General features: G+C 68.3%; 22 protein-coding genes and 3 tRNA genes. 4 read left to right on the top strand and 21 right to left on the bottom strand.

Annotated features, from left to right (window positions below; genetic code table 11):
- Nucleotides 1–87 precede the first annotated feature (87 nt).
- The 10 genes from rpoB to AOK17_RS01995 all read right to left on the bottom strand — a co-directional run bounded on the left by rpoB (nucleotide 88) and on the right by AOK17_RS01995 (nucleotide 10,518).
- A complete protein-coding gene (gene rpoB, locus AOK17_RS02040) occupies nucleotides 88–3,570 on the bottom strand; it encodes a DNA-directed RNA polymerase subunit beta (protein WP_055610507.1) in 3,483 nt (1,160 codons plus the stop codon).
- 664 nt (nucleotides 3,571–4,234) lie between these two features.
- Nucleotides 4,235–4,618: a 50S ribosomal protein L7/L12 gene (gene rplL / locus AOK17_RS02035; protein ID WP_055610506.1), complete on the bottom strand. Its 384-nt coding sequence runs from the start codon at nucleotides 4,616–4,618 to the stop codon at nucleotides 4,235–4,237.
- 109 nt (nucleotides 4,619–4,727) lie between these two features.
- Nucleotides 4,728–5,258 carry a 50S ribosomal protein L10 gene (gene rplJ / locus AOK17_RS02030; protein ID WP_055610505.1) on the bottom strand — a complete coding sequence of 177 codons (531 nt, stop codon included), beginning with the start codon at nucleotides 5,256–5,258 and terminating at the stop codon, nucleotides 4,728–4,730.
- 310 nt (nucleotides 5,259–5,568) lie between these two features.
- On the bottom strand, nucleotides 5,569–6,429 hold the full coding sequence (locus tag AOK17_RS02025) for an SCO4651 family lipoprotein (RefSeq protein ID WP_055610504.1): 861 nt from the start codon (nucleotides 6,427–6,429) through the stop codon (nucleotides 5,569–5,571).
- A 146-nt stretch (nucleotides 6,430–6,575) separates the two neighbouring features.
- Entirely contained in the window at nucleotides 6,576–7,499 is a 924-nt protein-coding gene (locus AOK17_RS02020; RefSeq protein ID WP_055610503.1) for an SCO4651 family lipoprotein, read from the bottom strand.
- A 163-nt stretch (nucleotides 7,500–7,662) separates the two neighbouring features.
- Nucleotides 7,663–8,388, bottom strand: a complete 726-nt coding sequence (gene rplA / locus AOK17_RS02015; RefSeq protein ID WP_055610502.1) for a 50S ribosomal protein L1 — start codon at nucleotides 8,386–8,388, stop codon at nucleotides 7,663–7,665.
- A gap of 77 nt (nucleotides 8,389–8,465) precedes the next feature.
- Nucleotides 8,466–8,900 (bottom strand): 50S ribosomal protein L11, encoded by a 435-nt coding sequence (gene rplK / locus AOK17_RS02010; RefSeq protein WP_030359033.1) that lies wholly within the window; start codon nucleotides 8,898–8,900, stop codon nucleotides 8,466–8,468.
- Between the two features lie 181 nt (nucleotides 8,901–9,081).
- The gene (nusG, locus tag AOK17_RS02005) at nucleotides 9,082–9,960 is read right to left on the bottom strand and encodes a transcription termination/antitermination protein NusG (RefSeq protein ID WP_055610501.1); all 879 of its coding nucleotides are present in this window, start codon (nucleotides 9,958–9,960) and stop codon (nucleotides 9,082–9,084) included.
- A gap of 77 nt (nucleotides 9,961–10,037) precedes the next feature.
- Nucleotides 10,038–10,325 carry a preprotein translocase subunit SecE gene (secE, locus tag AOK17_RS02000; protein WP_055610500.1) on the bottom strand — a complete coding sequence of 96 codons (288 nt, stop codon included), beginning with the start codon at nucleotides 10,323–10,325 and terminating at the stop codon, nucleotides 10,038–10,040.
- Between the two features lie 120 nt (nucleotides 10,326–10,445).
- Nucleotides 10,446–10,518, bottom strand: a tRNA-Trp gene (locus AOK17_RS01995).
- Between the two features lie 204 nt (nucleotides 10,519–10,722).
- Between AOK17_RS01995 and AOK17_RS01990 the strand changes: the two genes are divergently transcribed.
- Both AOK17_RS01990 and AOK17_RS01985 read left to right on the top strand, forming a co-directional pair.
- Entirely contained in the window at nucleotides 10,723–11,949 is a 1,227-nt protein-coding gene (locus AOK17_RS01990) for a pyridoxal phosphate-dependent aminotransferase (protein ID WP_055610499.1), read from the top strand.
- A 149-nt stretch (nucleotides 11,950–12,098) separates the two neighbouring features.
- Entirely contained in the window at nucleotides 12,099–13,127 is a 1,029-nt protein-coding gene (locus AOK17_RS01985; protein WP_055610498.1) for an adenosine deaminase, read from the top strand.
- Here AOK17_RS01985 and AOK17_RS01980 read toward each other — a convergent pair.
- The 10 genes from AOK17_RS01980 to AOK17_RS01935 form a co-directional block, all read right to left on the bottom strand.
- A complete protein-coding gene (locus tag AOK17_RS01980; RefSeq protein ID WP_055610497.1) occupies nucleotides 13,072–13,791 on the bottom strand; it encodes a hypothetical protein in 720 nt (239 codons plus the stop codon). The genes AOK17_RS01985 and AOK17_RS01980 overlap by 56 nt on opposite strands.
- A 60-nt stretch (nucleotides 13,792–13,851) precedes the next feature.
- Entirely contained in the window at nucleotides 13,852–14,907 is a 1,056-nt protein-coding gene (locus AOK17_RS01975) for a UDP-N-acetylmuramate dehydrogenase (protein ID WP_055610496.1), read from the bottom strand.
- A 79-nt stretch (nucleotides 14,908–14,986) separates the two neighbouring features.
- A complete protein-coding gene (locus tag AOK17_RS01970) occupies nucleotides 14,987–15,364 on the bottom strand; it encodes a DUF3291 domain-containing protein (protein WP_055610495.1) in 378 nt (125 codons plus the stop codon).
- A 65-nt stretch (nucleotides 15,365–15,429) separates the two neighbouring features.
- A complete protein-coding gene (locus tag AOK17_RS01965; protein WP_055610494.1) occupies nucleotides 15,430–16,875 on the bottom strand; it encodes a DHA2 family efflux MFS transporter permease subunit in 1,446 nt (481 codons plus the stop codon).
- A gap of 93 nt (nucleotides 16,876–16,968) precedes the next feature.
- The gene (locus AOK17_RS01960) at nucleotides 16,969–17,538 is read right to left on the bottom strand and encodes a TetR/AcrR family transcriptional regulator (protein WP_206190651.1); all 570 of its coding nucleotides are present in this window, start codon (nucleotides 17,536–17,538) and stop codon (nucleotides 16,969–16,971) included.
- A gap of 151 nt (nucleotides 17,539–17,689) precedes the next feature.
- Entirely contained in the window at nucleotides 17,690–18,118 is a 429-nt protein-coding gene (locus AOK17_RS01955; protein WP_055610493.1) for a MaoC family dehydratase, read from the bottom strand.
- A 4-nt stretch (nucleotides 18,119–18,122) separates the two neighbouring features.
- Nucleotides 18,123–18,575, bottom strand: coding sequence for a MaoC family dehydratase N-terminal domain-containing protein (locus tag AOK17_RS01950; protein WP_055610492.1), 453 nt, complete (start codon nucleotides 18,573–18,575; stop codon nucleotides 18,123–18,125).
- An 88-nt stretch (nucleotides 18,576–18,663) separates the two neighbouring features.
- Nucleotides 18,664–18,828, bottom strand: a complete 165-nt coding sequence (gene rpmG, locus AOK17_RS01945) for a 50S ribosomal protein L33 (protein WP_003948671.1) — start codon at nucleotides 18,826–18,828, stop codon at nucleotides 18,664–18,666.
- Between the two features lie 96 nt (nucleotides 18,829–18,924).
- Nucleotides 18,925–18,997: transfer RNA gene (locus AOK17_RS01940), tRNA-Met, on the bottom strand.
- A 46-nt stretch (nucleotides 18,998–19,043) separates the two neighbouring features.
- Nucleotides 19,044–19,116, bottom strand: a tRNA-Thr gene (locus tag AOK17_RS01935).
- A gap of 273 nt (nucleotides 19,117–19,389) precedes the next feature.
- Here AOK17_RS01935 and AOK17_RS01930 point away from each other — a divergent pair.
- Complete coding sequence (locus AOK17_RS01930) at nucleotides 19,390–20,664, top strand: amidohydrolase family protein (protein ID WP_055610491.1); 1,275 nt, start codon at nucleotides 19,390–19,392, stop codon at nucleotides 20,662–20,664.
- Nucleotides 20,665–20,815: 151 nt separating this feature from the next.
- Here the strand turns inward: AOK17_RS01930 and AOK17_RS01925 are convergent, their stop codons facing one another.
- Nucleotides 20,816–21,976 carry a hypothetical protein gene (locus AOK17_RS01925; protein WP_245696982.1) on the bottom strand — a complete coding sequence of 387 codons (1,161 nt, stop codon included), beginning with the start codon at nucleotides 21,974–21,976 and terminating at the stop codon, nucleotides 20,816–20,818.
- 65 nt (nucleotides 21,977–22,041) lie between these two features.
- Between AOK17_RS01925 and AOK17_RS01920 the strand changes: the two genes are divergently transcribed.
- Nucleotides 22,042–22,573 (top strand): NAD(P)H-binding protein (locus tag AOK17_RS01920; RefSeq protein ID WP_107102271.1); only part of this gene is annotated, 532 nt, incomplete at its 3' end.

The raw sequence follows: 22,573 nt of genomic DNA, 5'->3' as shown, positions 1-22,573 counted from the left end.
TCCCTCTTTCGGGGTCGATTCTTCACTGGTCTGACTGGGGTCCGGGGTTAGCCGGGGCTCTTGTTCAAGGAGCCCCGGCCAGACCCGTCAGACCTCTTCGACGCTGCTCGGCTCGCGCCGGGACAGGTCGATACCGAGCTCCTCCGCGGCGCGGAAGACGTCCTCGTCCGTGTCGCGCATCTCGATGGACATGCCGTCCGAGGACAGCACCTCCACGTTGAGGCAGAGCGACTGCATTTCCTTGATGAGCACCTTGAAGGACTCGGGAATGCCGGGCTCGGGGATGTTCTCGCCCTTGACGATGGCCTCGTAGACCTTCACGCGGCCGGTCACGTCGTCGGACTTGATGGTCAGCAGTTCCTGGAGGGCGTAAGCGGCGCCATAAGCCTCCAGCGCCCACACCTCCATCTCACCGAAGCGCTGGCCACCGAACTGGGCCTTACCACCCAGCGGCTGCTGGGTGATCATCGAGTACGGACCGGTCGAGCGCGCGTGGAGCTTGTCGTCGACCAGGTGGTGGAGCTTGAGGATGTACATGTAGCCGACCGAGATCGGCTCCGGGAACGGCTCGCCGGAGCGGCCGTCGAACAGAGGCGCCTTACCGGTGGGGAGCACCATGCGCTCGCCGTCGCGGTTCGGAATCGTGTGCTGCAGCAGACCGGCCAGCTCGTCCTCACGCGCACCGTCGAAGACGGGGGTGGCGACGTTCGTGCCCGGGTCGACCTTGTCGGCCTCGATGGCCTGGAGGCGCTGCGCCCAGTCGTCCGCCAGACCGGAGACGTCCCAGCCGCGGCTGGCGAGCCAGCCGAGGTGGATCTCCAGGACCTGTCCCGGGTTCATTCGGGACGGGACACCCAGCGGGTTGAGGATGATGTCGACGGGCGTGCCGTCCTCGAGGAAGGGCATGTCCTCGATCGGAAGGATCTTGGAGATGACGCCCTTGTTTCCGTGACGGCCGGCGAGCTTGTCACCGTCCGTGATCTTGCGCTTCTGCGCCACGTAGACACGAACCAGCTGGTTCACGCCCGGCGGCAGCTCGTCGCCCTCTTCACGGTCGAAGACGCGGACGCCGATGACCTTGCCGATCTCGCCGTGCGGCACCTTCAGCGAGGTGTCGCGCACCTCGCGCGCCTTCTCACCGAAGATCGCGCGGAGCAGGCGCTCCTCCGGGGTCAGCTCGGTCTCACCCTTGGGCGTGACCTTGCCGACCAGGATGTCGCCGGCGACGACCTCGGCACCGATGCGGATGATGCCGCGCTCGTCGAGGTCGGCCAGGACCTCCTCGGAGACGTTCGGGATGTCCCGGGTGATCTCCTCGGGGCCGAGCTTGGTGTCACGGGCGTCGACCTCGTGCTCCTCGATGTGGATCGAGGAGAGGACGTCGTCCTGGACGAGGCGCTGCGACAGGATGATCGCGTCCTCGTAGTTGTGACCCTCCCAGGGCATGAAGGCGACGAGCAGGTTCTTGCCCAGCGCCATCTCGCCTTCCTGGGTGGCCGGACCGTCGGCGAGAACCTGGTTCTCGACGACCCGGTCGCCCTCGTCCACGATCACCTTCTGGTTGACCGAGGTGCCCTGGTTGGAGCGCGAGAACTTCGCGACGCGGTACGTGGTGTACGTGCCGTCGTCGTTGGCGACGGTGATGTAGTCCGCGGATACCTCCTGGACGACACCCGCCTTCTCGGCCTTGATGACGTCACCGGCGTCGACGGCGCAGCGGTACTCCATGCCCGTACCGACGAGGGGGGCCTCGGCGGTGATCAGCGGCACGGCCTGGCGCATCATGTTCGCGCCCATGAGGGCACGGTTGGCGTCGTCGTGCTCCAGGAAGGGGATCATCGCGGTCGCGACGGACACCATCTGGCGCGGGGAGACGTCCATGTAGTCGACGTCGTCACCGGGGACGTAGTCGACCTCGCCGCCACGACGGCGGACCAGGACACGAGCCTCGTCGAAGCGCATGTCGTCATTGAGCGAGGCGTTGGCCTGCGCGATGACGAACCGGTCCTCCTCGTCGGCCGTGAGGTAGTCCACGTCGTCGCTGACCCGGCCCTCGACGACCTTGCGGTACGGCGTCTCGACGAAACCGAACGCGTTGATCCGGCCGTAGGAGGCGAGCGAGCCGATCAGGCCGATGTTCGGGCCTTCGGGGGTCTCGATCGGACACATGCGGCCGTAGTGCGAGGGGTGCACGTCACGGACTTCGAAGCCGGCCCGCTCACGGGACAGACCACCCGGGCCGAGCGCGTTGAGACGACGCTTGTGCGTCAGGCCCGACAGCGGGTTGTTCTGGTCCATGAACTGCGACAGCTGGCTGGTGCCGAAGAACTCCTTGATGGAGGCGACGACCGGCCGGATGTTGATCAGGGTCTGCGGCGTGATCGCCTCGACGTCCTGAGTCGTCATCCGCTCACGGACGACACGCTCCATACGCGCCAGACCCGTACGGACCTGGTTCTGGATGAGCTCGCCGACGTTGCGCAGACGACGGTTGCCGAAGTGGTCGATGTCGTCGGTCTCGACGACGATCGAGGCGCCGTTGGGACCAACGGTCTCGGTCTCACCGGCGTGCAGCTTCACCAGGTACTTGATCGTCTCGATGATGTCTTCGACGGTCAGGATCCCGGCGTCCAGCGGGGCCTCGCTGCCCAGCTTCTTGTTGACCTTGTAACGGCCGACATTGGCGAGGTCGTAACGCTTCGGGTTGAAGTAGAGGTTCTCCAGAAGCGTCTGCGCGGCCTCACGGGTCGGCGGCTCGCCCGGACGCAGCTTGCGGTAGATGTCGAGCAGTGCGTCGTCCTGGCCCTGGGTGTGGTCCTTCTCCAGGGTGGCGCGCATGGACTCGTACTCGCCGAACTCTTCGAGGATCTGCTCGGTCGTCCAGCCGAGAGCCTTCAGGAGAACGGTGACGGACTGCTTGCGCTTGCGGTCGATGCGGACACCGACCATGTCGCGCTTGTCGATCTCCATCTCCAGCCAGGCACCCCGGGAGGGGATGACCTTGACCGAGAAGATGTCCTTGTCGGACGTCTTGTCGATGGAGGAGTCGAAGTAGACACCCGGCGAACGGACCAGCTGCGTCACGACGACACGCTCGGTGCCGTTGATGACGAAGGTGCCCTTGTTCGTCATGAGCGGGAAATCACCCATGAAGACCGTCTGGGACTTGATCTCGCCGGTCTCGTTGTTGGTGAACTCGGCCGTGACGAAGAGCGGGGCCGCGTACGTGAAGTCGCGCTCCTTGCACTCGTCGATCGAGTTCTTGGGAGGCTCGAAGCGGTGGTCGCGGAAAGTCAGGGACATCGACCCGGAGAAGTCCTCGATCGGGGAGATCTCCTCGAAGATCTCCTCCAGACCGGACTTGGTGGGGACGTCCTGTCCGCTGTCCAGAGCCGCCTCGACACGAGCCTTCCACGCGTCGTTTCCGAGCAGCCAGTCGAAGCTCTCGGTTTGCAGCGCAAGAAGGTTCGGAACCTCGAGGGGCTCCTTGATCTTTGCAAAAGAGATGCGCAGCGGGGCGGTGCTGGCGCCGTTGTTCGTATTCGCGGAGGCAGTGCGCGAGGCGGCCAAGAGGGGGTCCTTCCGAGGGCTCGGACTCACTACGCGCGTACCGGTCCCAAGCCGGACACCAGGACAGCCGTTTCCTGAATCAGCCAAAAGGCCAGGTCAGGATCGGTTCAATCCACAGTGCTGAAGCGAGGGCATGCCCCTGGTGACGGGCAGGAGGCAGCTAACAGGCAGCGCAAAGGGTCAGTGTAGCCACTAGGCCCACTGATGTCCAGTGCGGGTTTTTGAAGACCCTCGTTGTTCTCAACCCCTGCTGCAAGCCACGCCCTCGATGCACATCGATACTGCCCTCTTCGCCACCGATCCATGCCTCGGATCCGGATCGTTGTGACGACGCGTCCTGAGAATTGCGCGCTGCGTGCGGTTCGTCAAGGCCCCCCATGCCCGAACCGGGTGCTGCCATCGTCACTTGCAACCCGTCTTGCAACCTGTCTCGCTGCCCGTCACAGGGCGGCCGGAGGCACGAACGAAGATCACCATACTCGTAGCGACCGACAGCGCAAGGCAGTCGCCGCACGGCCCCCTCGAACGCCGAAGAGCGACCACCCAGATGGATGATCGCTCTTCGGTGCGTCAGCGTTACAGCCCCTGCGGGAGCGGCTGTGTCGGCCCGCTGGAGCCGTCGCCGCGGGGCGCCCTCAGGCGCCGCGGCGGGCGGCTCGTGGTGTTACTTGACCTCGACGGAGGCGCCGGCGCCCTTGAGGGACTCGGCGGCCTTCTCGGCGGCGTCCTTGGCGACCTTCTCGAGGACCGGCTTCGGAGCGCCGTCCACGAGGTCCTTGGCCTCCTTGAGACCCAGGGAGGTCAGCTCACGCACGACCTTGATGACCTGGATCTTCTTGTCGCCGGCACCCGTGAGGATGACGTCGAACTCGTCCTGCTCCTCGGGGGCCTCGGCAACGGCGCCCGGACCGGCGGGGCCGGCAACGGCGACCGCGGCGGCGGCGGTGACGTCGAACTTCTCCTCGAAGGCCTTCACGAACTCGGAGAGCTCGATGAGGGTGAGGGACTCGAACTGCGCGAGCAGCTCTTCCTGGGACAGCTTCGCCATGATGGCGTCCTTCCACTAATTCGGCAGGTGCCGGATGTACTGGTGAGGCGGGCGTACGTTCGGCCCGCTACGACCGTCGCCTCAGGCGGCGGTCAATGCGCGAGCCGAATTACTCGGCACCGCCCTGCTCTTCGAGCTTGACGCGAAGCGCCTCCGCGGTGCGGACGAACTTCGACGGAAGCGCCTGGAAGAGCTGCGCAGCCTGAGTCTGCTTGCCCTTCATGGCACCCGCCAGCTTGGCGAGCAGAACCTCGCGGGACTCGAGGTCCGCAAGCTTCTTGATCTCGTCGGCGGACAGCGCCTTGCCGTCAAGGACACCGCCCTTGATGACGAGGTTGGGGTTGTCCTTGGCGAAGTCACGAAGACCCTTCGCCGACGTCACCGGGTCACCGGAGATGAAGGCAACCGCCGTCGGACCGTTGAACAGGTCGTCGAGCGTCGAGATCCCGGCCTCGTTGGCCGCGATCTTGGTCAGCGTGTTCTTCACCACGGCGTACTGGGCGTCTTCACCGAGCGAACGACGCAGCGTCTTGAGCTGCGCCACGGTGAGACCCCGGTACTCGGTCAGCACAGCGGCGTTCGAGCTGCGGAACTGGTCCGCGAGCTCGGCTACCGCGGCAGCCTTGTCGGGCCTTGCCATAAGCGTGGCCTCCTTCCGGGTGATGAGGACCGCTCAGAAGGAGACTGGGAAAACGAAACGCCCCGGCGCAGGCGCACGGGGCGTGACTCGACCGAACGGATCCGTACGAAGTACGGGACTGTTCGGGAGTTCATCCACAGTCACCTACGCGGGTCGTCCGCAGTTTCAGCGGATCCTTCGGTCACCGCGCCCTCTAACAAGCGCACGGCAACGACCAGCGGTCTTTGGCTTCTGTGGAAGGTTACGTGAACGGGTCGCTGTCAAGCAAATCCGTACGTGAGCCGACGCCGTACGCCGGCCCACGCCGAGGTCAGCTCTCGATGTCGCCCATCATCTCGGCGAGGTCCATGACGTCCTTGGCGGGCGGCGCCTCGACCGTCACGGGCTTGTTGTAGTCGACGAAGGTGATGGTCATGTCGAGCTTGCCCTTGTCGGCGTCGCCCTTCATGCGGAACTGCTTGGTGCGGTCGTCGCCGTCGATCCACATGTCCATCGTGAGCGCGTCCACGCCCATCTTCTCGTACTGCTCAAGGCTCTTCTCCCGCTGCTCACGGGTGGTCTTGCTCTCGCTCTTGAGGGACTTGCGGAACTCGTCGAGGGTGACCGTGCCCTTGTAGTGGGTGGTCTCGACGCCGTCGATCTTCTCGGTGCCGACCTTCTTCACGTCCTTGGAGCCGGTGAGGAAGGTGGACTCCTGGGCCGGGTTCTTGTCGGCCGTCCCGGCGCCCGGAGCCGCGCCCCCCAGCGCGTCGTCGCCCAGCGTGGACAGGTCGAACTTGATCCAGCTCTTGCCGTCCATCTCCTTGGCCGCCGCGGCGCCTCCGCCTATGTACATCGCCTTGTCGACGAGGCGGATCTCGGCGGTGCCGTCCGCGCCCTGGTCGAGGGCGGTCATCTTCATGCTCATGGCGACGTCCGGCTTCATGCGCATCTGGGCATCGGCCTTGACGCGCCCCTCCTCGGGGGTCCTGCCGGTCATCCGGTAGCTGATGGAGGTGATGTCCTCCGTGTTCTTCGCCGCCTTGGCCACGGCCGCGGCGGGCGTCATCTTCGGCGACTCCTCGCTCGCGCCGTCCTTCGAACAGCCGACGGCACCCCCGGCGAGGACCAGCGCGGCGAGTGCCGCACCGGTCGTCCTACGACGCACGGATCCGCGCACAGAAATCTTCATGGTTCCCCCCAAGGAACAGATGAGCGACTCACAGACAGGGCGCGAGCGTATCCCAGAGGGACTCGGGCAGTCCTCCGAGTTCCTTGAGGCCTGTGGGACGCCCGGGGCGCCTGGGTGGCGCCCCCGCGCGTCCCGTACGAGGTTCCTCAGGCCGCCGGCTGAGTCTGCATCAGGTCCTTGAAGTCGGCGGTGTCGCCCGCCGGGGGCTCCTCGGTGGAGATCTTCACGCCGTAGTCGCTGTAGAACGCCGTCGAGGACATCGAGCCGGTCGCCAGCTCGCCCTTCTCGACCTTCTTGACCAGCAGGTCCTCGTCGTTGACCCATATGTCGATGGTCTCGGTGGTGACTCCGGCCTGCTCCAACTGGCGCTTCATGTCGGCCAGTTGGTCCGCGGTGAGGTTCGAGCTCTCGCCCGCGAGGTCCGCGACGTCGACCGTGCCCGAGTAGTGCGTGGTGTTCTCGCCGCGCACCTTCTCCGCGCCGACCTTCTTGACGTCCCCGGAGGCCAGCAGGAGCTTCACCGACTGGTTCGGCGTGGTGTTCTGCATCTGGTCCTTCATGTACGCGCCCGATCCGCCGGCGAGGTCCGCCAGGTCGTCGTACGCGTACTTGATCCAGTGCTTGCCGCCGGACTGCTCGGCGAACTTGTCGCCCATCTTCGCGTAGTAGGCGTCCGGCAGATAGCGGGCCTCCATGGAGGTGGTGCCCAGCTGGCGCATCTGGTCGGCCATGGTGCCGCCGGTGTACGTGATCGTCAGGGTGCCGGTGAGACCGTCGGACCAGCCGAGGGCGCCGTCCGCCTCCATGGCCATGATCGTGCCCATTGTCGTGGTGGACTCGACCTTGGCGGAGTCGGCCTTGTCGGTGGACTTCTCGACGGAGCGCAGGGCCGCGATCGGGTTCGCCTGCGTCTTGGCCTTGCCGGCCGCCTTGTCGCCCCCTCCGGAGCTTCCGCCCGAGCTCCCGCCCGAACCCCCGTCGGAGTCCGAGCCGCTACAGGCCGCGACCCCCGTCAGCGCGGCGGCCATCGCGATCGAGACAGTCGCGCGTCGCACGGCAGTGCTCTTCATTCGTCCCCCTATGCGATTCCTGTGCCTTGCACGCTAGCGCAGGGCACTGACACCCGGTTCGGAAACGGGCATCTGACAAAAAGGGACGGGCCCCGCACCTCGAAAGGTTGCGGGGCCCGTCCTGGAATCGCGTGTGCGACGCGGCTGCCGGTGAGCGTCAGGCTCAGACGGAGGCCGGGTCCTCCTCGACGAGGAGGTTGCGGGTGCGGTTCGGGTCGAGCGGGATGCCGGGGCCGATCGTCGTGCTGATCGCGGCCTTCCGGATGTAACGACCCTTGGCGGCGGACGGCTTCAGACGGAGGATCTCCTCCAGCGCCGCGCCGTAGTTCTCCACCAGCTGGGTCTCGTCGAACGAGGTCTTGCCGATGATGAAGTGCAGGTTCGAGTGCTTGTCGACGCGGAACTCGATCTTGCCGCCCTTGATCTCGGTCACGGCCTTGGCCACGTCCGGGGTCACGGTGCCGGTCTTCGGGTTCGGCATCAGACCACGCGGGCCGAGGACACGGCCCAGGCGGCCGACCTTGCCCATGAGGTCCGGGGTGGCGACGACGGCGTCGAAGTCCAGACGGCCCTTCGCCACCTCGTCGATGAGCTCGTCGGAGCCGACGATGTCGGCGCCCGCGGCGGTCGCGGCCTCGGCACGGTCACCGGTCGCGAAGACCAGGACCCGGGCGGTCTTACCGGTGCCGTGCGGGAGGTTCACGGTGCCACGGACCATCTGGTCGGCCTTGCGCGGGTCGACACCCAGGCGGAAGGCGACCTCGACAGTGCCGTCGAACTTGCTCGTGGAGGTCTCCTTGGCGAGACGGACGGCCTCGAGCGGGGCGTAGAACTTCTCCCGGTCGATCTTGGCGTCCGCAGCGCGGAGAGACTTGCTGCGCTTGCTCACTACTGCTCCTGTGTGTTCTGAGGAGTCGTGGTGTGGGCCGAGCAGGCCCTGCCACGGTCTTTCCTACGGGGTGGAGGTCAGCCCTCGACCGTGATGCCCATGGAACGGGCGGTGCCGGCGATGATCTTCGACGCGGCGTCCAGGTCGTTGGCGTTCAGGTCGGGCATCTTCGTGGTGGCGATCTCGCGGACCTGCGCCTGGGTGATCTTGGCGACCTTGGTCTTGTGCGGCTCGCCGGAGCCCTTCTCCACGCCCGCGGCCTTGAGGATCATCTTCGCGGCCGGCGGAGTCTTGGTGATGAAGGTGAAGGAGCGGTCTTCGTAGACCGTGATCTCCACCGGGATCACCCAGCCACGCTGCGACTCGGTCGCGGCGTTGTAGGCCTTGCAGAACTCCATGATGTTGACGCCGTGCTGGCCCAGCGCGGGGCCGACCGGCGGCGCCGGGTTGGCCGCACCGGCCTGGATCTGGAGCTTGATGAGCCCCGTGACCTTCTTCTTCTTGGGAGGCATTGCTCTCTCCGGGTCCTAGTGAGAGTTTTCAGCCGCCGATCCGGATCATCCGGACGGAGGCATACCGCACAACGATAACGGGTATCGGTCTGCGGCCAAAAACCGAGCAGGTCAGACAGGCTTTGAGGGCCCGTCTGACCTGGTCGGAGGCGTGTGTTCCGGAAGATCGTCCCGCGAGGGGTCAGTTCTTCTGGATCTGGTCGAAGCTCAGCTCGACCGGGGTCTCGCGGCCGAAGATCTCGACGAGGCCCTTGACCTTCTTCGAGTCGGCGTTGATCTCGTTGATGGTCGCCTGCAGCGTCGCGAACGGGCCGTCGGTGACGGTGACCGAGTCGCCCACCTCGAAGTCCAGCACCTGGACCTCGAGCTTGCGGGACGGAGCCGGCTTGCCCTCGGCCTCGGCCGCCTCGCGGGCCGCCTTCTCCTCGGCCTCGGGGGCGAGCATCTTGACGATCTCGTCCAGCGTCAGCGGGTACGGGTCGTACGCGTTGCCCACGAAGCCGGTGACTCCGGGGGTGTTGCGGACGACGCCCCAGGACTCGTTCGTCAGGTCCATGCGCACCAGCACGTAGCCGGGGAGCTTGTTCTGACGGACGGTCTTGCGCTCGCCGTTCTTGATCTGCGCGACCTCTTCCTGCGGCACCTCGGCCGCGAAGATGAAGTCCTCGACGTTCAGAGAGACGGCACGCTGTTCGAGGTTCGTCTTCACGCGGTTCTCGTAACCCGCGTACGTGTGGATGACGTACCACTCGCCGGGCAGCCTGCGGAGCTCCTCGCGGAGGGCCACGACGGGGTCGACCGGCTCGGCCTCTTCCTCGGCCTCTTCGAGCTTCTCGTCGTCGGCCTCGTCGGAGACGGCCGGGTCCTCGGCGTCCACGTCGGTCTCGACGTCCTCGCCGGACTCGTCCTCGACGTGCAGGGCAGCCTCTTCGGCGGCCTCGCCGGCTTCGGCGTCGGCAGCCTCGACCTCGTCCTCGACGTCCGCGCCCTCGACGATGTCGAGCTCGTCGTCAACGGACTCGACCGACTCGCCGGCGTCGTTCAGGTTCGGGTCAGACACGGTGGCTGCTTCTTCCTGGATCATGGGGGTGGAACACGCGAAAGCGGGCGCCGGGTACGGCGCCCTTCGCGCTTGGCTCAGCCGAATACGTACTTGGCGGCCTTGTCGAGTCCGAAGTCAATCACAGTCACCAGACCGATCATGATGACGACGAACACAATCACCACTGTGGTGTACGTCGTCAGCTGATTCCGGGTCGGCCAGACAACCTTGCGGAGTTCCGCGACGATCTGGCGGTAGAAGAGGGCAAGGCGCTTCAGCGGGCCCTTCTTGGCACGCTTACCGCCCTTGCGGCCCTTCTTCTGGGACTCCGGCGCCTCATCCTGGGCATCAGGCATGTCGATGGAGCCCACGGCGTCCGTCACTCGTCCTCACCTGATTCCGGGTCGTGGCCGTGCCGCGCCCGGGTATGAGCCGCACGGCGGTGTAATGCGGTGTAGTGCAGTACGTACATGCGCACACATCCTGGCGAAAGGAGTGTGTAGCAGGGCCGGAGGGACTTGAACCCCCAACCGCTGGTTTTGGAGACCAGTGCTCTACCAATTGAGCTACGACCCTTTGTTTCCCCAACAACGTACCGCATCCGCCCGGGTGCTCGGTGTGCACCGGGTGGGCGCGGCCGGTGAAGGCCAACGAGGTGAGAGTGTACGTGGTCGACGGCCGGTCGTCGAACAGAAAGTGTCCGTAAGGACTTTGTCGGTCGGCGCTCACTCTGTGAAACCGGTGTGCCGGGGAGGTTTCGTGTCTGGAACGATGGGCCCCATGAGCCCTGCAACCCCTCCCACCGAGCGCCGGGTCTCCGCCCGGGTCGGTGCGATCTCCGAGTCCGCCACCCTCGCCGTGGACGCCAAGGCCAAGGCCCTCAAGGCCGCAGGACGTCCGGTGATCGGCTTCGGCGCCGGTGAGCCCGACTTCCCGACCCCGGGCTACATCGTCGAGGCCGCCATCGAGGCCTGCAAGAACCCGAAGTACCACCGGTACACGCCTGCCGGCGGCCTTCCCGAGCTGAAGGCGGCGATCGTCGCCAAGACGCTGCGCGATTCCGACTACGAGGTTGACGCCTCCCAGGTCCTGGTGACCAACGGCGGCAAGCAGGCCATCTACGAGGCGTTCGCCGCGATCCTCGACCCGGGCGACGAGGTCATCGTCCCGGCGCCCTACTGGACGACGTACCCGGAGTCGATCCGTCTCGCCGGCGGTGTCCCGGTCGAGGTCGTCGCGGACGAGACCACCGGCTACCGAGTCTCGGTCGAGCAGCTGGAGGCGGCCCGTACGGAGAAGACGAAGGTCGTCCTCTTCGTGTCGCCGTCCAACCCGACCGGCGCGGTCTACAGCGCCGAGGACACCGAGGCGATCGGCCGCTGGGCCGTCGAGCACGGTCTGTGGGTGCTGACGGACGAGATCTACGAGCACCTGGTCTACGGGGACGCGAAGTTCACCTCGCTGCCCGCGATCCTGCCCGAGCTGCGCGACAAGTGCATCGTGGTCAACGGCGTCGCGAAGACGTATGCGATGACCGGCTGGCGTGTCGGGTGGATCATCGGCCCGAAGGACGTGGTGAAGGCCGCGACGAACCTCCAGTCGCACGCCACGTCGAACGTGTCGAACGTCGCCCAGGCCGCCGCCATCGCCGCCGTCTCCGGCGACCTGAAGGCCGTCGCCGAGATGCGCGAGGCCTTCGACCGCCGCCGCAAGACCATCGTGCGGATGCTCAACGAGATCGACGGCGTGCTCTGCCCGGAGCCCGAGGGCGCCTTCTACGCGTACCCCTCGGTGAAGGCCCTCATCGGCAAGGAGATCCGCGGCAAGCGCCCGCAGGACTCCGTCGAGCTGGCCGCGCTGATCCTGGAGGAGGCCGAGGTCGCGGTCGTCCCGGGCGAGGCCTTCGGCACGCCGGGCTACCTGCGGCTCTCGTACGCGCTGGGTGACGAGGACCTCGTCGAGGGCGTCTCGCGCATCCAGAAGCTGCTGGCCGAGGCCAAGGACTGAACCTCCTCACCGTGAGTGGGTTGAAGCGGGCCGCCTCCCCTGGGAGGCGGCCCGCTTTCTTCGTGTCCTGGTTCGTGTCTTAGTGCGAGCAAGACCACGTTCAGGGAAAGCGCTACCGATACGGAGGCGGCGTACGGCAGGATCCTGGAATGGAGCACGTACGTGATGTCTCTGAGCTGCCCAAAGCTCATCTGCACCTGCATTTCACCGGGTCGATGCGGATCACCACTCTGCTGGAACTGGCCGACAAGCACGGGATCCACCTTCCCGATGCGCTGACCAGCGGGGAGCCGCCGAAACTGCGGGCCACCGACGAGCGGGGCTGGTTCCGTTTCCAGCGGCTGTACGACGCGGCGCGGTCGTGCCTCAGAGATCCCGAGGACATTCAGCGGCTGGTACGGGAGGCCGCCGAGGAGGACATCAAGGACGGCTCGGGGTGGCTGGAGATCCAGGTCGACCCGACTTCGTACGCCCCCCGGCTGGGCGGGCTGATCCCGGCGCTGGAGATCATCCTGGACGCCGTGGACTCGGCCGCGCGCGAGACCGGGCTCGGGATGCGGGTCCTGGTGGCCGCGAACCGGATGAAGCATCCGCTGGACGCGCGCACGCTGGCCCGGCTGGCCGTGCGGTACGCGGACCGGGGCATCGTCGGCTTCGGGCTCTCCAACGACGAGCGGCGCGGTATGGCGCGGGACTTCGACCGGGCCTTCGCCATCGCGCGTGAGGGCGGGCTGCTGGCGGCGCCGCACGGCGGCGAGCTGACGGGCCCGGCGTCCGTCCGCGACTGCCTGGACGACCTGCACGCCTCGCGCATCGGGCACGGGGTGCGGGCGGCCGAGGACCCGCGGCTCCTGAAGCGGCTCGCGGACCGGGGCATCACCTGCGAGGTCTGCCCGGCGTCGAACGTCGCCCTGGGGGTGTACGAAAAGCCGGAGGACGTCCCCCTGCGCAAGCTTTTCGAGGCAGGGGTCCCGCTGGCACTCGGCGCGGACGACCCGCTCCTGTTCGGCTCACGGCTGGCCGCCCAGTACGACATCGCACGTCAGCATCACGCCTTCACGGACGCCGAACTGGCCGAACTGGCACGGCAGTCGGTACGGGGTTCGGCGGCCCCGCACGACATCAAGGAGAAGCTGCTGTCCGGGATCGACGACTGGCTGACCTCCCCGGTCGCCTGAAGTGGGCGTAGGGCGGGTACGCCTGGAAGCCGATGTCCAGTTCCGTGTGTCGTCCCCGGCTCAGGGGCATGTGCAGCGTGAGCGAGGCGACCAGCACGTCGAGCCCCTTGGCGGCCCTCTTGTCCAGGGGGCCGAAGCCGGCCGCGACCTCCAGCTGGGCGGACGCCGAGGCGAAGGTGTCCCGGGCGCCGAAGAGGAACAGCGTCCGGGCGTGGACGGCGGGGCGGATCCGGTCGACGGGGTCGAGGCGGTCCCAGCGCTGTTCCCAGCGCGCCTGCCATGCCGCCGCGTGGTCGGCGGTGCGCCGTTCGTCGGTGCGGACGGTGCCCGGGGTGCCCCGGGTCAGCCCGCGGCGCAGCGACGGCCATGTGGAGGGCCGCAAGCCCAGTGACTGGTGGGCCAGGACGAGGTCGACCGGCGTTCCGGGGGCGTACGTCCTGGGCACGCTGTCGCGCAGCGGGACGTGGACGACGGTGTGCGGGGAGTACGCGGCGAACGAGAACAGCGCGGCGAGGCGGGACAGTCCGTCGTGGTCGCCGACCAGGTAGCCCCAGCCCCGCAGGGGGTCGCTGAGTGTGGTGTGCCGCAGCGCGGAGCGCGGCTGGACGACCCGGAACGCGTACCGGCCGGCGCTCGGCCGGAACTCATCGACCCTCAGCCGCACAGGAGTTCTCTCATGGCCCCAGGGTGATCGCCGGGCCGGGCGACCGGCAAGCGAAATAACTCAGAGGCTGACGCCGACCGTCACCGGTTCGTTGACGAGCGTGATCCCGAAGGCGGCGTGGACGCCCGCCACGACCTCGCGGGCCAGCGTGAGGAGGTCCTCCGTGGTGGCCTCGCCGCGGTTGGTGAGGGCCAGGGTGTGCTTGGTGGAGATGCGGGCGGGGCCGGTGCCGTAGCCCTTGGTGAAGCCGGACTTGTCGATCAGCCAGGCCGCGGAGGTCTTGGTGTGCCCGTCGCCCGCCGGGTACGCGGGTGGGATCACGCCGTCGCCGAGGCGCTCGGCCACGCGCGCGTGGAACACGGCGAACTCCTCGTGGGTGAGGATCGGGTTGGTGAAGAACGAGCCGGCCGACCAGGTGTCGTGGTCCTCCGGGTCGAGCACCATGCCCTTGCCGGAGCGCAGCTTCAGGACGGTCTCACGGGCCTTCTCCAGCGGCACGCGGTCGCCCGGCTCGACACCGAGGGCGCGGGCCGTCTCGGCGTACTTGACCGGCGCGGAGAGCCCGGAGGCGTCCTCCAGGTCGAAGCGGACGCGCAGCACGACGAAGCGCTCGGGCTCGGCCTTGAAGCGGCTGTGGCGGTACGAGAAGGCGCACTCGGCGTTCGGAACGGTGACCGTCTCGCCGGTCCGCCGGTCGTAGGCGATCACTTCGGTGATCGTCGACGACACCTCCTGGCCGTACGCCCCCACGTTCTGGATGGGCGTCGCGCCCGCGGAGCCAGGGATTCCGGCGAGGCACTCGATGCCCGCGAGGCCGGCCTCGACGGTGCGGGCGACGGCGTCGGTCCACACCTCGCCTGCGGCCAGTTCCAGCTTCGTACCGTCGAGGGCGAAGCCGCGGGTGGCGATGCGCAGGGCGGTGCCGGCGAAGCCCTTGTCGCCGATGACCAGGTTGGATCCGCCGCCGATCAGCAGCAGCGGCGTGCCGGAGTCGTCGGCCTCGCGGACGGCGGCGATCACCTCGGCGTCGGTCGTGGCGGTGATCAGGCGCGCGGCGGGGCCGCCGAGCCGGAAGGTGGTCAGCGGGGCGAGCGGGGCGTCGTGGAGTTCCAGCACGTGCCCAAGAGTACGAGAACGGCCCCGCCGGTCGGGGCGGGGCCGTTCTCGCGGCTGAACCGTTCGGGGCGTCGGCCGGTCACAGACGGCGCAACGCCTCCGCCCAGTCGAGCGGGAGGTCGTCCGCCGTGACCGTCCACGAGACGAACTTCGCGTCCCGCATCTGGGGGCCGAGGCCCCGCGCGGTCGGCGCGTGCGTGCCGGAGCGGGCGAAGTTCTTGAGCGCCGCGGGCGACTCCCAGGCGGACAGGGTCCAGAAGGTCCGCCGCAGCGGGGCCGCCTTGAGCGTGGCGCCGTACGCTCCGGGGGCCTTGCTCACCTGCCGCCAGACGGCCGGTGTCCTGGCGAAGAACTTCAGCGCTCCCCAGCGGGTGCGGGTCTCGAAGCGGGAGGCGAAGACGTGCACCTCGGCGCCCCGCGGCGGCTTGTTCGGCACGGTCCAGGGAAGGGTGGGCATGTCCGGACTCCTTTCGGTTTGATTTCCGAACTCTCGTGGGTTTGACTTCCGAACTCGGTGAGCCCTCAGCGGGAGGCCGTCTCCAGCACCCGCTCGGACGCGGTCCCGGCGCTCTCCTCGCCCGCCTCCGCCGCGCGGCGACGACCGGGGATGAGCAGTGCCGCGACTCCTGCCACTGCGACCGCGGCGGAGCCGACCCAGAGCGCCGGCTGGGTGCCGTCCACGAAGGTCTGCGCGGTCCCGTAGCCGCCCTGGGCGGAGAAGATCGAGGCCATCACCGCGATACCGAGCGCGCCGCCGACCTCGCGCAGCGCGTTGTTGGCGCCGGACGCGATCCCCTGCTCGTGCGGCCGGACGCTGGACATGACCAGGCTGGAGGCAGGGGCGAAGAAGAGGGACATGCCCACGCCGCTGATGATCAGGGCGGGCAGCTGCGCGGCGTACGACGTGTCGGGCGCGATCACGGCGGCGAACCAGCCGAGCCCGACGGCTTGCAGGAAGAGACCCGCGGCGACGACCGGACGGCCGCCGATCCGGTCGGACAGATAGCCGGCGACGGGCGCGATGAGCATCGGCATCCCCGTCCAGGGCAGCATCCGCAGCCCGGCCTGCGTGGGCGAGTAGCCGAGGACTTCCTGCATGTACTGGCTGAGCAGGAAGATCGAGCCGAACATCCCGAGGAACATCAGCAGGCTGGCCGCGTTGATGCCGGCGAAGGCCCGGTTGCGGAAGAGCCGCATCGGCAGCATCGGGTTCTTGGCGCTGATGCCGTGGAGTACGAAGCCGACGAGCAGGGCGGTACCGGCGAACAGCCCCAGCAGGACTATCCCGTCGTTCCAGCCGACGACGGGCGCCCGGACCAGCCCGTACACGATCCCGAAGAGGCCGCCGCTGGCCAGCAGGGTGCCGCGGATGTCGAGCGGGGCGCCGGCGCCGAACGATTCCGACAGGCGCAGCCGGGCGAGCGGCAGCAGGACCAGCCCCAGCGGAACGTTCAGCCAGAAGATCCACTGCCAGGAGATGTGCTCGGTGAGGGTGCCGCCGATGAGCGGCCCCGAAGCGACCGCGAGACCGTTGACGGCACCCCAGATCCCGTACGCCATCCCGCGCTTGGCGGCCGGGACGGCGGCCGTGAGCAGGGTCAGCGTCAGCGGCATCATGATGGCGGCGCCGACGCCCTGGACCGCGCGGGCGGCGATCAGCGAGTCGATGCCGGGCGCCATGGCCGCGGCGGCCGACGCGGCGGTGAACACGGTGATGCCGACGAGGAAGAGCCGGCGCCGGCCGAACCGGTCGCCCAGGGCCGCGCCGAACATCAGCAGCACGGCGAAGGTGAGCGTGTACGCGCTCACGGTCCATTCCAGATCGGGGAGGTCTCCCCCGAGGTCCTTGCGGATCGAGGGCAGTGCGGTGGTGACGACGAGGTTGTCGAGCGCCGCCATGAACCCGGCGACGCTGGTGATGACGAGGGCCCAGACGGCTCCCCCGCGACGTGCGGTCTGCTGTGACATCGCTTCCCCCAGCGGGTGTTCGCTGACTTCGATTAGTTATTGCTGACTAACTTTCACGGGCATGAAAAGGCGGCGATCCTCGCCACCCTTGGTTCAGTGTTCGAGCCGGCCCTTGAGCCGGGCCGAGGGGTAGAGCCCCTCCCAGACCCGGTGCTCGGGCGGAAATCCCATGGCCACCAGGCAGTTGATGAGCATCCCGTACGCCATGAAGGTCGTGGTCTCGTCGACATCGGCACCGAGCGGCAGATGGGCCGTGTCCCACAGGCGCATCCAGCCCGCCCGTACCGCTTCACCGAGTTCACGGTCGCCCGCCTGCTCGGCCGCCGCCACCGCGACGTACATCTGCATCTGCATCAGCAGCCGCTCGGGCTCCTCGGCGATCACCCTGACGTACGCGTCCGCCATGGCGTGCAGGGCCTCCTCGCCCTCCAGCCCCTTGGCCGCGTCCGCGAAGGTGCGCGTGGCCTCCTCCATGCACCGCTCGGCCGCCGCGAGGAAGATCGCCTTCTTGCCCGGGAAGAGCCGGAAGAGGTACGGCTGCGAGACACCCACGCGCTTGGCGATCGCCTCGGTGGACGTGCCGTAGTAGCCGCCCCGGGAGAACTCGCTCATCGCCGCACGGATGACGCTCTCGCGCCTCTCTTCTGCGCTCATCCTGACCATGCGAGTAAGTTAGTACTCAATCACTAACCGAGTCAAGGAGGTGGGATGCGGAGAGAAGAAACAAGCGGCGCGGGAAACAAGAAGTAAGGGGCGCCCGCAATGGCGGACGCCCCTTACTCTCACTCCTCGCGCCCCTGCCGGGCCCTGCCCGTCAGGCGAGGCGGACGACCGCGCGGGACATGCCCAGGACCTTCTGGCCCGCGCTCATCGCGACGAGGTCGACGCGGACGGTGTTGTCGTCGAGCTTGGCCGCGACCTTGCCGCTGACCTCGATCGTGGCGCCCTGGTCGTCGTTCGGGACGACGACCGGCTTGGTGAAGCGGACGCCGTACTCGACGACCGCGCCCGGGTCGCCGGTCCAGTCGGTGACGACCCGGACCGCCTCGGCCATGGTGAACATGCCGTGTGCGATGACGTCCGGGAGGCCGACCTCCTTGGCGAACTTCTCGTTCCAGTGGATCGGGTTGAAGTCCCCCGAGGCGCCCGCGTACCGCACGAGCGTGGCGCGCGTCACGCCGAAGGTCTGGGCCGGCAGTTCGGTGCCGACCTCGACGTCGTCGTACGAGATCTTCGCCGTCATCTGTTCACGCCCCTTCGGCCGCGCGGGACACGAGCTTGGTCCAGGCGGTCACCACGTGCTCGCCCGCCTCGTCGTGGACCTCGCCGCGGATGTCCAGAATGTCGTTGCCCGCCAGCGACTTGATCGCCTCGATGGTGGAGGTGACCGTGAGCCGGTCGCCCGCGCGCACCGGGCGGCGGTGGACGAACTTCTGGTCGCCGTGCACCACACGGCTGTAGTCGAGCCCCAGTTGGGGGTCCTGGACGACCTGTCCCGCGGCCTTGAACGTGATGGTGAACACGAAGGTCGGCGGAGCGATCACATCGGCGTGACCGAGCGCCTTGGCGGCCTCCGGGTCCGTGTACGCGGGGTTGGTGTCGCCCACCGCCTCCGCGAACTCGCGGATCTTCTCCCGGCCGACCTCATAGGGCTCGGTGGGCGGATAGGACCGCCCCACGAAGGACTGGTCGAGCGCCATGGGCCCGGCACCTCCTGGTTCGCAACTGGGTGTAACGACGCGAGGCCGCCCCCCGACTTCAGGGGACGGCCTCGTGTACGAGCCTTATTTATCGCGTTTCGCGGTGCGCGGTGTGCGCATTGCAACGCGGGCAGTGCTTCTTCATCTCCAGTCGGTCCGGGTTGTTACGCCGGTTCTTCTTGGTGATGTAGTTCCGCTCCTTGCACTCCACGCAGGCCAGCGTGATCTTCGGGCGGACGTCGGTGGCAGCCACAGGAGTGCTCCTTGACGAACGGATGGGACGATTGGCGCATTAACACACAGAAGAGTAGCCGATCGAAGGACCGACCCCACAATCGGCTACTGTCAGTAGCGGTGACCGGACTTGAACCGGTGACACAGCGATTATGAGCCGCTTGCTCTACCGACTGAGCTACACCGCTGCGATGTGATCGGTTCCCGTCTTGCGACGGGAACCTTCCACACCAGAGCCCCAATACGGAATCGAACCGTAGACCTTCTCCTTACCATGGAGACGCTCTACCGACTGAGCTATTGGGGCGAGCGATGAAGACATTACACGCTCGGCCACCGAACGCCCAAATCCGTTTCGCGGCACCTGCCCCGGCCCGTTCCGGGCCGCTCGCAGGGCGTTTCACGCGCCCCTCCCGCACGACGGACCACACCGGTACGACTATTCCGCTCCTCCTCGATGCACGCCGGTCGCCACCCTAGGCTCGACTCACGCTGCGTGATCTTGTGTCCCTCCTTCGCAGCCGCCTGTCCCTCTTTCGCAGCCGCCCTTTCGCAGCCGCCGCCGAGCCCCAGGAGCGCGATGCCCGACAGTCAGCCGCAGCAGCCCCACTCCTCCTCGTCCTCGTCGGGCTCCTCGGGTTCGTCCGGCCGGAGCGACGGCTCCGACCTGCTGCTCTGCGGTGCGCGGCTCACCGACGGCCGGACCGTGGACGTAAGGCTGGGCGGCGGGCGCATCGAGGCGGTCGGCACGGCGGGCAGCCTCACCGCGCACAGCGCGCGCGTGGACCTCGCCGGCTATCTGCTCCTGCCGGCCCCGGCCGAGTCCCACGCGCACGGGGACACGGCCCTGTCTGCGGACGGCGACGGACCGGTGTCGTACGAGGCCCACGAGGTCCAGCGCCGTACGACCGAGGCCGCGTTGCTCCAGCTCGGGCACGGGGCCACCGCCCTGCGCTCGCACGTGCGCGTGGGCGATGTGCAGGGGCTGGGCTCGATGGCCGCGGTGCTCCAGGCGCGGCGCGCGCTGCGCGGGCTGGCCGAGTTGACGGTGGTGGCGATGCCCCGGGTCCTGACCGGTCTCGCCGGGGCCGACGGGCTGGCGATACTGCGGGACGCGGTGAAAATGGGCGCCTCCGTAGTGGGTGGTTGTCCAGATCTGGACCCTGATCCGACGGGATACGTGGAGGCGGTCCTGGAGGTCGCCTCGGAGCACGGCTGCCCGGTCGATCTGCACACGGACGGTGACGACCCGGCGAGGCTGGCACGGCTCGCGGCGATGGCCGGCGGACTGCGGCCGGGGGTGACGCTCGGCCCGTGCGGCGGACTCGGGCGGCTGCCCTCCGAGGTCGCCTCGCGGGCGGCGGACCAACTCGCCGCGGCCGGCGTGAGCGTGGTCTGTCTGCCCCAGGGCGGCTGCTCGGGCGTGGACCGCCGCGGGACGGCTCCGGTACGGCTGCTGCGGGCGGCCGGGGTACGCGTGGCGGCCGGGAGCGGCGCCCTGAGGGACGTATCGAACCCCGTGGGGCGCGGGGACCCGCTGGAGGCGGCGTATCTGCTGGCATCGCGGTACGGGCTGCGGGCCGGGGACGCCTACGACGCGGTAAGTTCGTCGGCGCGGGCCGCGCTGGGGCTGCCCGAGGTGCGGGTGGAGGCCGGGTTCCCCGCGGAGTTGCTCGCGGTGCGCGGGGACCGGCTCGACGCGGCGCTGTCCCTGGCGTACAGCCGGATCGTGGTGCACCGGGGGCGGGTGGTGGCGCGGACGAGTGCGGTGCGGGAGTACTGCAACTCCGCTGTGACCGTGGCGTTGGACCTGCCTCGGCAGGGGCGGACGGGGCGCGCGGAGGAGCCGTCGTGAGGCCTGGGGTGTCCTGAGGCGGGTGCCGCTTTCAGTGCGGGCACGTGCGCGTGGAGTCTGTTCGGGCTCCACGCGCACGTGCTGATGCTTTCGAAGTCCGCCTACTCGTGGCCATCGGGTCGCCCGTGGCTGGCGAGTTCCGGACAGGCCGTCAGAAGCCGCTCAGCAGGCCTCCGGTGAACGGGTTGCCCGGGCCCCCGAATCCGTCCGCGGGTATCTCGGTGGCACCGGACGGGGCGCTGACGTCGCCCGCCTCGCCAAACTTGACCACCAGGGGGAGCCGGGTGCCCTTCGGGCCGTCCGCCAGGGCGGCGAGGTCTACGGAGACCCGGGTCAAGTCGCCGTTCTTCAGGGAGAAGTTGACGGCGATCTTCTTGTTCGGGGCGTCCTTGAGGTCCTCGTCGGTGGGCAGTTCGGCGCCCGCAGGAAGGTCGTCGGCCAGCGGCCGGAGCTTGTCGAGGACACCGGTGAGCAGCTCGCGGAACGAGGCCTTGGCGACGATCCGTTCGACGCCGTCGCTGCCTCCCTCGTTGCTGAAGGTGACCTCGCGGGCGACGACTCCGCGTACGGCCTTGAGGATCTTCTGCTGGGTCTTGGTGTCGATCGCGCCGGGCCCAGCGGACTTATCAGCCTTGCCGCCCTTGCCGGCCTTGTCGCCCTTCCCGGCCCGGTCGAGCTCGCTGGTGTCGACCTTGACCCACTCGCCCTCGATGACCTTCTTGAGCTCCTTCTCGCTCTCGGGGAGCTCGTCGGCCGACGGCAGCGGGAAGCCCATGGCCTCACCGAGCGCCTTCATGTCGGCGCGGTAGTACGTGTAGTCGCCGACGAGGCGGTATTCGGCCAGCACGCCGTCGGGCCCCGAGATCGTCACGCCCGTACCGACGAGGTCCTTCTCACCCGAGTCGGCGAGCGGTTTCCTCGACTCGACGGACACCTTGACCCGTACCCCGGTGAAGAGTTCGGCGAGCTCGGGCGGCAACTCCTCGCCGGGCTCCGCCTCTCCGGCGAGCTTCGTGAGGGCTGAGGGCTTGGCGTCGAGCCCCAACTCGAAGGCCAACGACTTCTTTTCGCCGAGCCCTTCGAAGGCGCGGTCGACCTTCTGACCGGCGGTGAGGTTCTCGACCGTGCCGCAGGCGGCCACGCCGGCGAGCAGCGCCGTGGTGCAGGCGGCTGCGGTGAGGGTCTTGCGCAGGGCAGGGCGGTTGCGCGTGGCAGGGCTCATGCGCGGCGCAAGGCTCTCGCGTGTGGTGGTGATGACGGTCTCCTTCATGACGCCGTACGGCGTCACCCCTCGTACACAGTGATCGTTCATGAGACTCACGAGTTATCCACAGGGTTGTGCGGCGAGTGGGGTCGTCCGGGCGTACGGTCGGAAACATGCGCATTGTCATCGCTGGAGGTCATGGTCAGATCGCGCTGCGGTTGGAGCGGCTGCTCTCCGCGCGCGGTGACGAAGTGGCGGGGATCATCCGCCGCGCCGAGCAGGGCGACGATCTGCGGGCGGCCGGCGCCGAGCCGGTCCTGTGCGATCTGGAGTCCGCTTCGGTCGAGGAGGTCGCCACGCACTTGGAGGGCGCGGACGCCGCCGTCTTCGCGGCGGGCGCGGGCCCGGGCAGCGGGGTGGACCGCAAGAACACCGTGGACCGGGGCGCGGCCGTGCTCTTCGCGGACGCCGCTGCCCGGGCCGGTGTGCGTCGGCATGTGGTCGTGTCGTCGATGGGCGCGGACCCGGAGCACCCCGGGGACGACGTCTTCGACGCGTATCTGCGCGCCAAGGGCGAGGCCGACGCGTACGTACGCGCTCACCGGGGCCTGGACTGGACGATCCTGCGCCCCGTGGCGGCCTCCAGACGTACGAGACCGGTGCCGGCGTCGCTCGTCAGCATCCCGGGGCGCAGGATCGTCCAGT

The organism is Streptomyces phaeochromogenes, from assembly GCF_001418655.1.
Taxonomy (GTDB): domain Bacteria; phylum Actinomycetota; class Actinomycetes; order Streptomycetales; family Streptomycetaceae; genus Streptomyces; species Streptomyces phaeochromogenes.
Note: the sequence above shows the minus strand (reverse complement) of the source record. Positions and strands in the feature narration are given on the sequence as shown.

What these genes read in the sequence shown, in the direction of transcription:
- rplL (WP_055610506.1), bottom strand. Translation starts at nt 4,618, where the DNA reads ATGGCGAAGCTGTCCCAGGAAGAGCTGCTCGCGCAGTTCGAGTCCCTC.
- rplJ (WP_055610505.1), bottom strand. Translation starts at nt 5,258, where the DNA reads ATGGCAAGGCCCGACAAGGCTGCCGCGGTAGCCGAGCTCGCGGACCAG.
- AOK17_RS02025 (WP_055610504.1), bottom strand. Translation starts at nt 6,429, where the DNA reads ATGAAGATTTCTGTGCGCGGATCCGTGCGTCGTAGGACGACCGGTGCG.
- AOK17_RS02020 (WP_055610503.1), bottom strand. Translation starts at nt 7,499, where the DNA reads ATGAAGAGCACTGCCGTGCGACGCGCGACTGTCTCGATCGCGATGGCC.
- rplK (WP_030359033.1), bottom strand. Translation starts at nt 8,900, where the DNA reads ATGCCTCCCAAGAAGAAGAAGGTCACGGGGCTCATCAAGCTCCAGATC.
- AOK17_RS01990 (WP_055610499.1), top strand. Translation starts at nt 10,723, where the DNA reads ATGAGCCCTGCAACCCCTCCCACCGAGCGCCGGGTCTCCGCCCGGGTC.
- AOK17_RS01985 (WP_055610498.1), top strand. Translation starts at nt 12,099, where the DNA reads ATGGAGCACGTACGTGATGTCTCTGAGCTGCCCAAAGCTCATCTGCAC.
- AOK17_RS01970 (WP_055610495.1), bottom strand. Translation starts at nt 15,364, where the DNA reads ATGCCCACCCTTCCCTGGACCGTGCCGAACAAGCCGCCGCGGGGCGCC.
- AOK17_RS01965 (WP_055610494.1), bottom strand. Translation starts at nt 16,875, where the DNA reads ATGTCACAGCAGACCGCACGTCGCGGGGGAGCCGTCTGGGCCCTCGTC.
- AOK17_RS01960 (WP_206190651.1), bottom strand. Translation starts at nt 17,538, where the DNA reads ATGGTCAGGATGAGCGCAGAAGAGAGGCGCGAGAGCGTCATCCGTGCG.
- AOK17_RS01955 (WP_055610493.1), bottom strand. Translation starts at nt 18,118, where the DNA reads ATGACGGCGAAGATCTCGTACGACGACGTCGAGGTCGGCACCGAACTG.
- AOK17_RS01950 (WP_055610492.1), bottom strand. Translation starts at nt 18,575, where the DNA reads ATGGCGCTCGACCAGTCCTTCGTGGGGCGGTCCTATCCGCCCACCGAG.
- AOK17_RS01930 (WP_055610491.1), top strand. Translation starts at nt 19,390, where the DNA reads ATGCCCGACAGTCAGCCGCAGCAGCCCCACTCCTCCTCGTCCTCGTCG.
- AOK17_RS01925 (WP_245696982.1), bottom strand. Translation starts at nt 21,976, where the DNA reads ATGAACGATCACTGTGTACGAGGGGTGACGCCGTACGGCGTCATGAAG.